The sequence below is a fragment of the Candidatus Poribacteria bacterium genome (assembly GCA_026702755.1).
GTDB lineage: Bacteria > Poribacteria > WGA-4E > WGA-4E > WGA-3G > WGA-3G.
Window position 1 is genome coordinate 1 of sequence record JAPPBX010000050.1, and the last position, 12,865, is coordinate 12,865.

A 12,865-nucleotide genomic window follows, 5' to 3' on the forward strand; every position below is an offset into this window, starting at 1 on the left:
CCAAGGACACCGCCCTTTCACGGCGGCGACACGAGTTCAAATCTCGTCGGGGGTATTAACGCAGAAAAAAAACAAGCCTCGCTCTTCACGGGGCTTGTCTTTTTTTAACCACTTGCTGAGTGAAGCAGTCAGAGAGTTATATTCACCTACTCAGAACACCAATGACTTTCAGGATTAAGACTGAATTTGAAAATTGCAATCTCTACTGAAAATACGCTGCGTTTATATCTATGAAATGCTCCCATTCTTCCGGCACGTCTTCTTCCATGAAAATCGCCTCGACAGGACATTCGGGCGTACACACATTGCAATCAATGCATTCTTCGGGATGAATATAAAGTTGATTCACTGCTTCATACTCGTCGGGTGACTCGTCCGCATGTGGATAAATGCAATCCACGGGACATACGTCAGCACACGCGCTGTCTTTTACGTCGATACAGGGCTCACAAATTACATAAGCCATTTGAAAATCTTCCTTTTGTTTTTTTGAGTTTTGAGGTTGGCATTAGATATGCCAACCCGGTGCTATTTACTGAAAATATTCAGCGTTTATATCTATGAAATGTTCCCACTCTTCTGGCACATCCTCTTCCATGAAAATCGCCTCAACGGGACATACCGGTTCACATACACCACAGTCGATGCATTCTTCGGGGTCAATATAGAGCTGATTTACCGTTTCATATTCATCGGATGCGTCAGTCGGGTGTGGGTGAATGCAATCCACGGGACATACGTCTACACAAGCGTTATCTTTCACGTCAATGCAGGGTTCGCAAATTACGTACGTCATCTTATTTATCTCCTTTTTATCTATTTGTTTTTATTGTGCACGCTGCCAATGTTAATTTAAGGCGTGCTAATCTGATGCTATTTTTGGTAAAATTCATAATTATTTCAACATTACCGGAAGGCGAGGATACAATCCTCGCCAGCGGCGGTGAGGGTTCCCTTTACTGAAAAACTGTCTACATATTTTCGGATTTTACTGTTATTTTCAAACTATGGTAGGGCGGTAGTTATTCTTGCAGTCGTCCAGTGGATTTCTGTATCCAACCCGGGCTTTATATATCCGTAAGAGCCTTGGACGTACGGGATGCCCACCATGGTCTCCAATCTATAGGTGAGCTCCTTTGCCTCTGCGATATCCACCTTGTCCTCTTCGCGCTTTTGTAGTTTAAAGCCGTGATGGAGCAATCTCACTTGTAATCCATGTCCTTTTAAGGCATCTGCGAGGCGATTCGCCAACGCTTCAAACTGCGGGAATTGGATCTCGACGGTGTTTTCTTCTTGCCATAGACTAAAGCCGTTGTGGCGTACGGGAACATCCAAGCCTTTCTCTTTTAATAAAGCTTCCAGTTTCAGCATATCGTCGCAACGATAGTCCACCCCTTCATCTACGAGGATTTCCAATTGAAAACCGTCGTCGTCGACTTTCAAAGGTAGTGCTTGTTCAATGACTAAGGATTCCAAAATTTCCTTAACTTCTGGGACCCGGTGCATGTCGGAGGCGAGACGAGTTGTCGCTTCATCCCTCTCAGACACAGATCTCCCTACGGAGATACCGTGACTCAGGATTTCTCCATCCATCCACTGCTTTACTACTTCGTCCATACGCTCCTGAGTCAAGCCGTCTGACTTTTCGCTAACCAATAACGGACCGCTATTGGAGGCTCTGAGCGGCAGATCGAGTTCGGTAATTAGGGTGTCTAATAATTCTTTCACATCATCTGGACGCATGAGTTTTTCTCCTTTTCAGGACTTACACAACCCTTTGCTGGCGGAGGTTTGTAACCTCGCCAGATGCATGTAATGTATAAGGATTGGTGGAAAATCGCGTAAGTTCTACTTTTCTAAAATTAAGTTTTTATTCTGTTATAGTTTGTTCCATTGTGACTTAACGCCGTGGGAAACGCCACAAAGAGACACAAATACTTGCACTCGTCCAACTTGTATCCGAGGCTTCATCACGGTTTGCGTATTCATAAGCATTCAGCACATAATTGATGCCGAATGTCGTATCTATCTGTTCCGCCCACTTTTTGACCTGTGAGAGAGGTATCCCAGTTTCTGCACTCTTTTCAAGTTGAAACCCCCGATGGAACATTTTTGCTTTTACACCTCTCTCTTTTAGCAAAACCTTGAATCGACTTGCAACGCCTTCAAGTTGTGATACCGTAATCGCGCTTCCGTCTCTTTTGTCTAATCGAAATCCGCCGTGTAAGATTTTAACAGGATAGTGTGTTGCGTCATCCTCCGCCAAAGTAATCAACCGGAAACCACAGTCGGTGAAACGGACAGGTAGTTTTTGTTCCCTTATGACGGATTCAAGAAATGATTCAACCACTAAGGATTCTGGTAATTCCTTGGCAGGAGAGACAGAATCAGTTCTCGTATAGAACTCCATAATTTCTGCTCGTCCCGGCGGGCGTTCATGAATTTTTCCATCTGTATTCCATTGGTGGATGACATCTTTAATACGTGCCTCCACTGTCGAATCCAATGCGCGTAAATCTTGGGAGGGTGCCATATCAACAACATCAATGGGGAGACATTTCTCCACGATTAGGGTCTTCAGTAATTCCTTGGCATCCGTTGGTGTCATATTAATATCTCCTTCTGATGGATTAAGAATGTAAATCAGCAGATAAGGTTACATAAAAAACAAATTTTTTCCGATGCCGTCCAGCTTTTAACCTTTATCGCGAAATATATGATCAAATTCGCCGGGATATTCCGCTTTCATCCAAGCGACCAACTTCTGTTTTGCTCGATGCAGCCGCACCTTGGTTGCTGATGGACTAATATTCAATGTTTTCGCAATTTCTCCGAGCGTCATGTTGTTGAGTCTGAGCTCAAACGCGCGCCGTTCTGATTCGGGCAGCCGCTGCGCCAAAACACGGACGATTTCCAGCTGCTCTTCAGCGATTATTGATTCTATGGGAGAACGATGCTCAGGTTCTATCGTGTAGGTTTCAAAGATTTCATCAATCGGAGCTGTCTCAATACTTCTTCGGTTTTCTCTGATGTGCGTTGCGATGAGTTGCTTTGCTATGCTAAACATCCAACTCGAAAATTTTTTGCGATCCCGAAGGGTGCCGAGGTGAGCATGCACTCTAATAAACGTCTCTTGCATCAAGTCCTGCGCGGTTTCCCAACTGCCAACGCGCCTATAGAAAAAATTGAGAAGCGACATTTCGTAACGGTGATAGAGGATTTCAAAGGCACCCTCATTCTCATCATCTAAACTTTGATGTACTAACTCTTCATCGCGCGATTTATCCATTGCCATCACATCCTGTTTTTGAATCGCCACCTATAGTAAAATCCGAAAAGATATACAGCATATCTCATAAATACCAGTATGTCAGTACCTAAACTGCATTATAGGTTAAGAATGCAAATCCTTTGAAAAGGTTACATAAAAACGGATGTCCAATCCTGATTCTTTTTCCCAGCTGCTAATTACCATTCTTTTCTATTTTATGCTACAATTTCATCAAACCGCTCAAGTAAATACACTATATGAACCATACTCGCATCACCCTTTCGATTTTGTTCCTCTTTTTCTGTGCCACGACTGGCATCTGTCAAACGCCAAACAGTACTTCTGTCCACGGCACACTCGTAGATGCCGAAAACGGGCACCCAATTGCCGATGTCCTTGTGCGTGTTGCTCCTGAGGAGATCGGGCGTGTTTACCCAGACCGAGAGTTCGCACACGCAACGGCGACAGATGCTAAAGGGGCATTCTCACTGACGATTCCTAATGAACCGCGAAACTATTACGCTTTTTCACTCATGGCACTCCATCCCAAGTATCAGGCAAAACTCTTACGACAGGAGATACTTCCCCAAAAAAGTAGGTATGATTTAGGAGAGATTGTGCTGAGGCGCGCTTTGTCTCTGCGAGGTAACGTATCCGATGCCAAAAATGCCGAAGGGCTCGTCGTCAATCTAAGGATGCACAATAAGTCGGCGGATTTTTTTCGCGCCGCCGCGCCGATTGAACACGCAGCGAAAACTGACACTACAGGTGATTTCCACTTTGCCGACCTCTATCCAATTGAATACACCTTGACAGTTTCTCGGAATGATGTTATTATAGCGTATGTGGCATCTATTAACCCACAAAAGCAGGCACAGATTTCTGTTCGTGTCCCAAAACTGGATACATTACGCGGCAGTGTTGCGGACGAGCAAGAACGTCCAATAGTGGGAGCACAGATTTACACGACCCGGCATAGTGAAACGCCGGAGGGGCACGGTGCGATCCTCGCAGCGACACAGACAGATGACGCAGGCAACTTTCAGATACAGGTGTTAGAAACCGAGGCGCGATTTCTCTCGCTTGAGGTTCGTAAAAGCGGCTACTTTTCAAGAGTCTATGAGAACGTGGATATCGGAAAGATGCCGTCTGTTATCCCGCTTGAAAAAGGAATTACTTTTAAAGGTCGCGTTATCCTGCTGTCAGATGTCCCATCGGATGCGCAATACAGCGTGAAGGTATTCCCCGCATACACAGAGATGGAATCCAGTTTGAATCCGTTGGCTTTACACAAACCACTTTTATCAAAATCCTTTCCTGTGACAACATCTACGTTTATCATGGACGGGCTTTTTTCGGAAAAATATACGTTTTATATCATTGGGAACGGTATTTCGGCAACCCGCATTGATGTGGATGCCTCGTTGGATTCCGAAGAGGTTCTTGTGGTAGTGGATCGTCCTGTGGCAGTGCTACAGGGGCAGGTGCTCTGGGCAGATACAGGCGAACCTGTTCGCAATGCTGTTGTCTCTCGTTCATGGTATCCATGGGAGTTGTATCCCCACGATATATCAATGACACTGGATCGGTTTGAAACAGAAACGGACGCTGCGGGTAGATTCACATTCGACAATTTAACAGAGGTTCGTTATCAACTCTATATCCGTGCTGTCCATACGGCATTTGAAGAGACCACAGAACGTTATCAACGAACGCTTGTTCACAAACAAATTGAAATTCCCGCTTGTGGTACTGGATACCGCATTTATTTAGGCAGTCGAGATGGTACTCCGTTTGCAAAGTAGTCGGTACACTCCGTGTGCCGTTTATCGAACAGCACTAATTCTAATCGCCACGCTCCAGTTTCCTGTTTTTCTTGCAAGTGCTGGCTTGCACGGCACCCTCAAAGACGCGGAAAGAATCATCCTTCGGGAGGTTGCTCTTCCTGAAGCGGCTGGCAGTTATTACCGGACACCCGGCAAATTTGTAGCATCCGAAGACGGAAACCGCTGGTTTGGACCGGAAATCGACAGCCGGGTGCTTTGTCCTATGATCGCTCACCCATTTAATGCAGCTGGATTTTTTGATATTATCTATACCAGAGAGGATGCCATGGTCTGGCCCTCTTCAACGCCAGGAAAAGTGTGGTGGTACCGAAAGCAAGAATGGCGTTTCGCAACCGCCGATACGCCTTGGGGCACGGACACTGTCCACATCATCCTCGTATCCGAAATCGGCTGGACAGACATCGACGCAGCGAATAGTGTCACCGGATTCCCTTGGAGCGGTTTCGAGACACATTGGCGCGATGGAGATGTCGTAAAATCCGAGTCAGAAGTAACCGGCTATTATCCATACAAGCATGCCGGTAAGAGATACCTCGCACCGAAGTACCACAAAATTGGAACTGTGAATTACATCTGCGCAACTGGACAAGGACAGTATAACATAAAGATACTAAGCCACACCGAAGGACACTTTATGGAGCCGATGTCTCGTCCCGAATTCAACACGCTCAGCCGTCGCGAAAGGCGTACAAATAACTGGTACGATTGCATACCGCTAAAATAATAAGGCACTCGCGATATGAAAAACATCGCACACACTTTAAAAGTGCTTATCACTATCTATGCCTTTCTTCTTTTGCAAGCGGATACGCATGCCGCTTTTTGGGAAGACCATTTTGAAAAAGCGTCAAAAGGTGACTGGCAACACGTCGGAAACGATTCTGTCTGGACGGTTGAAGACGGATTTTTAAGGGCAGAAATTCGGGCGCAAGAGCAGTGGAGCACTGTATTTGAACGCTACCAATTCATCGCCTATCCTGGACCTTATGACGACTTTACGATTACGCTCAAAACCGCTGGGGCAACGCAGGCTCGGTTCGGTATTGCACTCGCAAAGCATTTCCGAAACCCGGTGACCGAAATAGAGGAGGATGGCTTCTACCTCTTTTTCACGAACGATATGCAAGCCTCAAGAAACGGCAGCGTGTTTATTGGACCCGGGCAACGCTGGAACACAGACGAACTTCAGCAGATGGAATTGCACTTCAATAGCGGTAGGTTTCAACTGCACGCGGATGGGGAACCACGTCTCGATTTTCGGGATGCGAACTTCACTCACATTGATACGATTGCTTTCGTGCTTGCTGGATTTGTCACGGAGGATGTTACTATAGGTCGCGCGTGGGTGGACGCATTCACGATTGACGGGCTCGCCGTCACACCAAGGCGGAGATTAGCGACAACATGGGCACGTTTAAAGAAAGGGTCTGACCCCTAATCACTGACAGCATACTTATGAGAAAACGAACATTGCCAAAAAACTTGGATCTGATTTTCGACGCGTTTTTACTCATGGTGGTCCTTTCCATCGGGTTTTGGAACACTTACGCGAAAGCACGATTGAATCCCGGAGAACGTGCCCAACCCGCGAATTCGGGATTTTATTATAGAACTCCCGGCGTAAATGGAACATGGTTTGGACCTGAGGTAAACTCTCTCACTCTCTGTGCCGGTGTACATAACCCTTATAACAACAGAGGTCGGTTCGACATCGTAGAAACCATTGAAAATGCGACGGTTTCCGCTTCACGCATTCGAGGGGCACTACATTGGTATCGCGGCCAACAGTGGCGTTTCAGCACAAACGATACACCGTGGGGCACAAACTTCTCCTACATTACACTCCGCGACGATTTGGGGTGGAGCGAAATTAGTGCTGGCGGTGGAACAACAGGATATCCATGGAGCGGTATCGAACGGCACTGGCGAGACGGGAACATTATCCGTGCACAAGCCTTTGTCATGGGTTGGCGGCGATATGCGCGCGGCGCGGAACGGTGGATCTGTCCAATGTATTACAAGATCGGTGGTTGGGAGGGAGAAACCCTTGAAGTTAACTGCAAAACCCTCAGAACATGGTTTCCGCCTGACTGGAATGTTCTGAGGCAGAGAGATGGTGACTTCGGTCCACCAATTGAGCGAAAACCAGGGGTCCTGAGTCGAAAAGGAAAGAAAACGCAGCAGTGGTACGATTGCATAAGAATCAATTAACCGGTGTATCCGTATGTGTGAACTGAATCTCCACACTAACGAATTAGGTTGAATCATGCCAAACAGAGACGCAATAATCCTTATATTTATCTACACTTTCATCGGCTGTACGTTCTTTGCATCCGCTGAGGTTTGGCACGACGATTTTGATGTTGAAAGTCCTACAGCATGGCGGATTGCCGGAAATGATTCGCTTTGGAAAATAAGCGATGGTTTCCTACGCGCAGAGGTTAAACGGGAATGGGAGGTAGGATATGAACTCTTTGAATTCACGGCACTCCCGCCACCCTATAGGAATTTCACAGTCACGATAAACGACTTCGGCGGTGACAAGACGCGTTTTGGTTTCTGTGTAGGACGACGTTTTCCCGATACGCCGGAAGAAGACCCGTTCTTCTATGTGTTTTTTCCAGACGAAATTAGGGCGAGACGTTTTGATGGCAAAGGGAGCAGCCACCCTTTTCGGTTCCGACTTTCCAGAGAGCCACGTATCCGCTGGGAAACCGATGTCCTTACAGAGATGAAACTGTATTTTAATTCAGGGCACTTTGCATTGTTCGCAGATGGTGAATTTCGCACTGCATTTCAGGATGCCAATTTCGATAAAATTGAGATCCTCGGCTTCGTCATGGAGGGTATTAATATCGCAAATGAGTGGGTTGGCGAAGGATGGGCTGATTCTTTCACCATTTCCGGATTAAACCTCACCCCAGAAGTCAAATCAACCTTAACGTGGGGTCAACTCAAGATCAGATGAATAAAGCAGTCCGATTTAAGGCATTACCTCTTTCACACAACGAAACCCGAAAAGTGTATACGTAATTCTGGGCGTATCCCTATCTCGGTAGGACACCCGCAGATACGGTGCCGAATAAAACCAAGAACCGCCACGCAACACGCGGGATGACTTAATAGTGGTAAAGTTGTCTATCAAATTGGATATACTTTCGGCACCGACAATCGGATTACGACGGGGTGAACTCGTATAAACATGGCTATCATACGCATCTAAACACCATTCCCACACATTCCCTGTCATATCGTAGAGTCCATACTCGTTAGGTGGATAACTCCCAACAGGCATGGTATCTTTAACATCTACATGGTAATTCGCCTTGCTTGCATCAATCGAATTGCCCCAAGGATACTTCTGCCCTACTAAACCGCCGCGCGCCGCTTTCTCCCATTCTGCCTCCGTAGGTAGCCGTTTCCCCGCCCACGCAGCATACGCCATCGCACCGTACCAACTTATTTCGATAGCTGGGTGTTTCTCATACCCCACTTTCGCCTGATAACGGCCATCAACATATTCAATATGAGCATCTGAATCCTTAAGGTCAAACCATTTGATTGCTCCATCAACATGTTTCCCTTTAGCGTTAAGAAACGCCGCATATTCTGCATTCGTTACCTCATACTTGTCCATGTAGAAAGCCTTAAGGTAAACCGTATGCACTGGCTGTTCGTCGCTACCCGCTTCCGCATCGTTGCTTCCCATCTGGAATTCGCCCGCAGGAATTAGCACCATCCCCGGAGGTACAACACGGGGCCCTAGATCCGTGTCCGCAGAGCCCATCATCGTAAATCCGAAACACATCACGAGAGTTATACAAACAAAATGGATTTTCTGATTATTAAAAAACGATTTTTTCATAAAGGATCCCACCTTCAAAAAGATTAGGACTTACGCAATTTTCCCATGAGACTCCACGCATTATGTGCTGCAGGCAAGGTTTCTAAAAAGAAAAAAGTTGTCTATTTTGTAAAAAGTGCTATGATACTCATGAAAGAATTTCTTTTGGCTAAAACTTGATGACTTCATTATAACGTGAGTTTGAAAAAAGTTTATATGTTAGAAAAGCACGGGTAAATCGTTGCGCCCTTGAAGTTCGGAGAGATTCACCGAGGGTTTGTTCTCCAAAAGCTGATACGCAATCAAGGAAACCGAAATAACATTGGCTCGAAAAAGGAGATACCGCTTTGTGAAGTTTTGCGTGGCCCGTTGTGTCAGAAGTTTCATATTTTCACATCTGTTAATGTATATGGTATCACAAATTTCGGTATTAATCAAATTAAAAGTGCGATAAAGTCAATTATTATAAGGGATTATGCGAGTGTTGTATTAAGTCATATTTTTTGATAGAAATAACAGAATAATAATGGCTTTATCTAACACTTTGCGAGTGACGCGACTTTTTGCGAGATCTCTCCGATATATATTTCATAGCAGACGCGGGGGAAGATGAGACTGATGGTGCGAAAGACTTGTGCACACCCTAACAGCGGATGCTATAAAATGCTTTGGAAACATGGTGGTAGGTTTGCGTTGGATTTCGCTATCTTCTTGATTGATAGAACAGTGTAGAGTGGTAAAAGTGCTTGGTGTGTCGGTATCATTTTTCTCGGCTCCGCTCAACCTCACGGAAATCCGCAGAAACACCCAAGCAAAGACTCCAAGCAAAAACACCTACGATGGTATGATGCGTTTTTTCTAAAATTGACACCTATGGTGCGGTTCGGAAACCGCACCTACCGGGACTGGGGAGGCGAAATTGAATAAGGCTTAGGTTATATCATTCGACGCTGGAGATTATTCCAAGACCTGAAATTCTCCGTCCTTAAGGACCAGTACAATCTGGTCATACAGTGCGTCTCCGTCAGGGTTAAAAGAGAAGTTGCCTAAAATGGTGGGTAAATCCTTCGTCTGTGCAAGTGCGTCCCGAATGGCAGTCGAATCCGCCGATTGTGCTATCTTGATTGCATTGACAAGAACATGGAGCGTCACATACGACTGTGCCGCCCACGGCTCAGGTTCAATACCGTATTTCGCTCGATAATTCTCAATAAAGGTTTGGTTTCCGGGTGCGTCAGATATACTGGACCATCCGATAAAACCTATTGTCCCCTCAGCACCATCGCCCGCCTTTTGGACTTCGTCCATGGTTAAATCGGGCGCAATAACGCGAATAGTATCGGGAAAGCCTACCTTGGATGTTTGTGCGACAATCTGCGCTATTTCTTGTGAGAGGGCGGAGATAAAGAGTGCGTCCGGCTCCACCGCCATTATATTGGTTAATTGCTGAGAAAAATCGGTATCGCCGGTTTTGAAGGTTTCCTGGGTTAGAATCTCAACCCCGTTTGCCTCAAGTACCGTCTTTAACACTTCGTTGCTACTTCTGGCGTAGACATCGATGGCATCATAGATCGTCGCGACTTTTTGATAGCCGATTTTCTGCTGAGTCACCATCACCCCACTCGGAATGCTTATATTTGTGGCGAGACTGGTGCGGAAGATGAAATTTCCGGTCCCGCTCAAACCTGCAGCGGAGGAGACCGAACTGAAAGCTATGACCCGATTTTCCTGTGCAATTGGAGCAGCCTCTTTAAGGTGCGTCGAGATAGCAAGTCCGACTATAGCAGGGACACCTTGATTAACCAGGTGCTGTACGGCTTCCTTCGCGCCCTCTGCGGTGCTCTGATCGTCCACAGTGATAAAGGTGAGATTCACACCGCCGAGGCTGTTAATCTCTTCTCGTGCCAATTCAAAACCGCGTTGCATTGGAAATCCATACGGTTCGGCGTGTTGCCCTGTCAGCGCGACGACAACACCGATCGGAATTTCTTCGCCCATCATCTGAGGCGTTTCGCCATCAGATGCTACTGAGGCGATTCTATCACAACTGAAAAGTCCGACAGTCAAAGCAATGATTATTAAAGCAAATGTGAATATTATGATTCTCTTCATTTTTCTCCTAATTTCTTTTAGTTCGATTGTTGGGTTTCGCTATGTTTACTTCCATGAACGCGTCGTTGAAAATCAGAATCTTCTTGGTAAGTTGGGGGTTTTTGGGTGATTCACCGCTCTACCCAACCTACGGGAACACTATCATAAAGTATTACACAAGTCGGAAAAAATATCAAAAAACCAGGAAGATTTTTTCTTGATTAACAAAGATAAATATGGTATCCTTAGTAAGAATCAATACTCACTTCATAGGTTTCTGGCACACCGACACCTATACACCACTGCGCATAATAAATATACCACAAAATCACAACTTGGTTCCACTTTTCGGGACTCATTTACGTTTATGCTTGAAAAAGAATTTAGGAACGAAGATCCATCAGGCAAGATTATTGCCTTTATGCTGCTCATTGTTTCTCTCATAGGTGGCGGGGCATTCGCTGTTAAACTCGGTCTACAAGGCTTTCCACCGCTAAAAATGGCACTCTTCCGTTGTATATTAGGCGTTATTTTCGTTGGTGGAGCAGGATTTTACTATGGGATGTCAATGCGGATGCGCTTCGAGGAATTCCGTCGGTTACTTCTGATCGCTATCCTCTACGCGTTGCATACGATCACGTTGAACATTGGCACGCAACACACGACTGCCGCTCGTTCAACCATTTTTTTCAGTCTCTATCCGCTTTTTACCGTTCTGTTTGGACACTTCTGGCTTCCAAATGATCGACTCACTGCGCCGAAAACATTGGGAATTATTACTGCGTTCAGTGGTGTCTTTCTCGCCATTATGCCGAATCTGCAAGGTCTTTCTACCGGATACCTCATCGGTGATCTAATCGTAATCCTCAGTGCCTGTTTCTTAGGGCTCCGCATTACATTGACAAAGGTATTCGTTCAGGACATTTACCCGTACCGTTTGCTCATCTGGCTGTTAGGTTTAAACATTCCGTGCTTTTACGTTCTCAGTTACATTTTTGAAGGAGAAAAACCGATTGAATGGACGCTGGCGAGCAGTGCTGGGCTGATCTATCAGGGATGGATTATCACAGGTTTCTGCTTTTTAGCGTTGACATGGGCACTAAGAAAATACAAGGCGAGTAAATTGGTTGTCTTTTCTTTTCTGATGCCGCTGTCGGGTGTTCTGTTTAGCCACCTGTTTTTAGGCGATGAACTGACCTTCGGCTTGTTGGTAGGCACTGGATTGGTAGCAATGGGAATCTATCTTGTGAATAGGCAGCGTTAGTCCATTCAAGAACCAGTGGACACTAAAAGACTTGGATTATACCTTCTCATCCGAAGATCAAAAACGTCCATTTAATATTGAAACTTGCTTATTGTTTCTTCAGATCTGCCCAAGTGCCAACGATAGTCTTTTTGATCAAAGACGGCGCAGCAGGCGCAGGAACAGGAACTGTCCACTCACTTCTGATGTAGGTAGCGGCATCCCAGTCGAGACTCTCCAGCAGCACATTCCGTAAAACTCTTGGATCTTCCATATCCTTGAGTGCTTGGAAAATACCGCCTTGCTTATAGCAGGCGATGCCAAAGTCTATCCTTCGACCCGTGTCATCATAGAGACGATAATCAAAGCCTGGAACGAGTGCCCCCGTGAATCCCATCCCTATCATCGGGAAGGGTGTCTCTTCTGGGTTTGCTATGAATGCAAACCCGCCTTCTACGCCTTCAATGTTTGCGTCAACAACAACGGAGTTCTCAGCAGTCAGTAGATAGTCTCGATGGTGATTATAGGGGACTGCGACCTGTAGTTTCCATCCCTCCAAGTTCTCAAGT

The 12,865-nt window shown here is 45.9% G+C and carries 14 protein-coding genes and 1 pseudogene; 6 read left to right on the forward strand and 9 right to left on the reverse strand.

The genetic code is table 11. From position 1 onward, the window contains the following. Positions 1-202: 202 nt before the first annotated feature. The 5 genes and pseudogenes from OXH39_09470 to OXH39_09490 form a co-directional block, all read right to left on the reverse strand. Positions 203-466, reverse strand: coding sequence for a 4Fe-4S binding protein (locus tag OXH39_09470; GenBank protein ID MCY3550678.1), 264 nt, complete (start codon positions 464-466; stop codon positions 203-205). A gap of 69 nt (positions 467-535) precedes the next feature. After that, positions 536-796: pseudogene (locus tag OXH39_09475) on the reverse strand (ferredoxin family protein). 209 nt (positions 797-1,005) lie between these two features. Beyond that, positions 1,006-1,743: a hypothetical protein gene (locus OXH39_09480; protein MCY3550679.1), complete on the reverse strand. Its 738-nt coding sequence runs from the start codon at positions 1,741-1,743 to the stop codon at positions 1,006-1,008. A gap of 157 nt (positions 1,744-1,900) precedes the next feature. Then, entirely contained in the window at positions 1,901-2,608 is a 708-nt protein-coding gene (locus OXH39_09485) for a hypothetical protein (GenBank protein MCY3550680.1), read from the reverse strand. An 87-nt stretch (positions 2,609-2,695) separates the two neighbouring features. Further along, on the reverse strand, positions 2,696-3,319 hold the full coding sequence (locus tag OXH39_09490) for an RNA polymerase sigma factor (GenBank protein MCY3550681.1): 624 nt from the start codon (positions 3,317-3,319) through the stop codon (positions 2,696-2,698). Positions 3,320-3,528: 209 nt separating this feature from the next. On the opposite strand from OXH39_09490, the gene OXH39_09495 reads away from it, so the two are divergent. Genes OXH39_09495 through OXH39_09515 form a run of 5 tightly spaced genes read left to right on the forward strand, consistent with a single transcriptional unit; the run spans position 3,529 to position 8,086 of the window. Then, positions 3,529-5,076, forward strand: a complete 1,548-nt coding sequence (locus tag OXH39_09495) for a carboxypeptidase-like regulatory domain-containing protein (protein MCY3550682.1) — start codon at positions 3,529-3,531, stop codon at positions 5,074-5,076. Beyond that, a complete protein-coding gene (locus OXH39_09500) occupies positions 5,054-5,842 on the forward strand; it encodes a hypothetical protein (GenBank protein ID MCY3550683.1) in 789 nt (262 codons plus the stop codon). Before OXH39_09495 ends, OXH39_09500 begins: the two co-directional genes overlap by 23 nt. Positions 5,843-5,857: 15 nt before the next feature. Further along, a complete protein-coding gene (locus tag OXH39_09505; protein ID MCY3550684.1) occupies positions 5,858-6,556 on the forward strand; it encodes a hypothetical protein in 699 nt (232 codons plus the stop codon). Between the two features lie 32 nt (positions 6,557-6,588). After that, positions 6,589-7,329, forward strand: a complete 741-nt coding sequence (locus OXH39_09510; GenBank protein MCY3550685.1) for a hypothetical protein — start codon at positions 6,589-6,591, stop codon at positions 7,327-7,329. A 55-nt stretch (positions 7,330-7,384) separates the two neighbouring features. Further along, positions 7,385-8,086, forward strand: a complete 702-nt coding sequence (locus OXH39_09515) for a hypothetical protein (protein MCY3550686.1) — start codon at positions 7,385-7,387, stop codon at positions 8,084-8,086. Between the two features lie 15 nt (positions 8,087-8,101). Here the strand turns inward: OXH39_09515 and OXH39_09520 are convergent, their stop codons facing one another. The 3 genes from OXH39_09520 to OXH39_09530 all read right to left on the reverse strand — a co-directional run bounded on the left by OXH39_09520 (position 8,102) and on the right by OXH39_09530 (position 11,074). Next, entirely contained in the window at positions 8,102-8,983 is an 882-nt protein-coding gene (locus tag OXH39_09520) for a formylglycine-generating enzyme family protein (protein MCY3550687.1), read from the reverse strand. 198 nt (positions 8,984-9,181) lie between these two features. After that, entirely contained in the window at positions 9,182-9,349 is a 168-nt protein-coding gene (locus OXH39_09525) for a hypothetical protein (GenBank protein MCY3550688.1), read from the reverse strand. A 570-nt stretch (positions 9,350-9,919) separates the two neighbouring features. Further along, on the reverse strand, positions 9,920-11,074 hold the full coding sequence (locus tag OXH39_09530) for an ABC transporter substrate-binding protein (protein MCY3550689.1): 1,155 nt from the start codon (positions 11,072-11,074) through the stop codon (positions 9,920-9,922). A 196-nt stretch (positions 11,075-11,270) separates the two neighbouring features. Between OXH39_09530 and OXH39_09535 the strand changes: the two genes are divergently transcribed. Further along, on the forward strand, positions 11,271-12,317 hold the full coding sequence (locus OXH39_09535; GenBank protein MCY3550690.1) for a DMT family transporter: 1,047 nt from the start codon (positions 11,271-11,273) through the stop codon (positions 12,315-12,317). Between the two features lie 88 nt (positions 12,318-12,405). Here OXH39_09535 and OXH39_09540 read toward each other — a convergent pair. Continuing rightward, on the reverse strand, positions 12,406-12,865 hold a 460-nt coding region (locus tag OXH39_09540), incomplete at its 5' end, for a hypothetical protein (GenBank protein MCY3550691.1).

What these genes read in the sequence shown, in the direction of transcription:
- OXH39_09470 (MCY3550678.1), bottom strand. Translation starts at nt 466, where the DNA reads ATGGCTTATGTAATTTGTGAGCCCTGTATCGACGTAAAAGACAGCGCG.
- OXH39_09530 (MCY3550689.1), bottom strand. Translation starts at nt 11,074, where the DNA reads ATGAAGAGAATCATAATATTCACATTTGCTTTAATAATCATTGCTTTG.
- OXH39_09485 (MCY3550680.1), bottom strand. Translation starts at nt 2,608, where the DNA reads ATGACACCAACGGATGCCAAGGAATTACTGAAGACCCTAATCGTGGAG.
- OXH39_09525 (MCY3550688.1), bottom strand. Translation starts at nt 9,349, where the DNA reads ATGAAACTTCTGACACAACGGGCCACGCAAAACTTCACAAAGCGGTAT.
- OXH39_09495 (MCY3550682.1), top strand. Translation starts at nt 3,529, where the DNA reads ATGAACCATACTCGCATCACCCTTTCGATTTTGTTCCTCTTTTTCTGT.
- OXH39_09500 (MCY3550683.1), top strand. Translation starts at nt 5,054, where the DNA reads ATGGTACTCCGTTTGCAAAGTAGTCGGTACACTCCGTGTGCCGTTTAT.
- OXH39_09480 (MCY3550679.1), bottom strand. Translation starts at nt 1,743, where the DNA reads ATGCGTCCAGATGATGTGAAAGAATTATTAGACACCCTAATTACCGAA.
- OXH39_09515 (MCY3550686.1), top strand. Translation starts at nt 7,385, where the DNA reads ATGCCAAACAGAGACGCAATAATCCTTATATTTATCTACACTTTCATC.
- OXH39_09520 (MCY3550687.1), bottom strand. Translation starts at nt 8,983, where the DNA reads ATGAAAAAATCGTTTTTTAATAATCAGAAAATCCATTTTGTTTGTATA.
- OXH39_09505 (MCY3550684.1), top strand. Translation starts at nt 5,858, where the DNA reads ATGAAAAACATCGCACACACTTTAAAAGTGCTTATCACTATCTATGCC.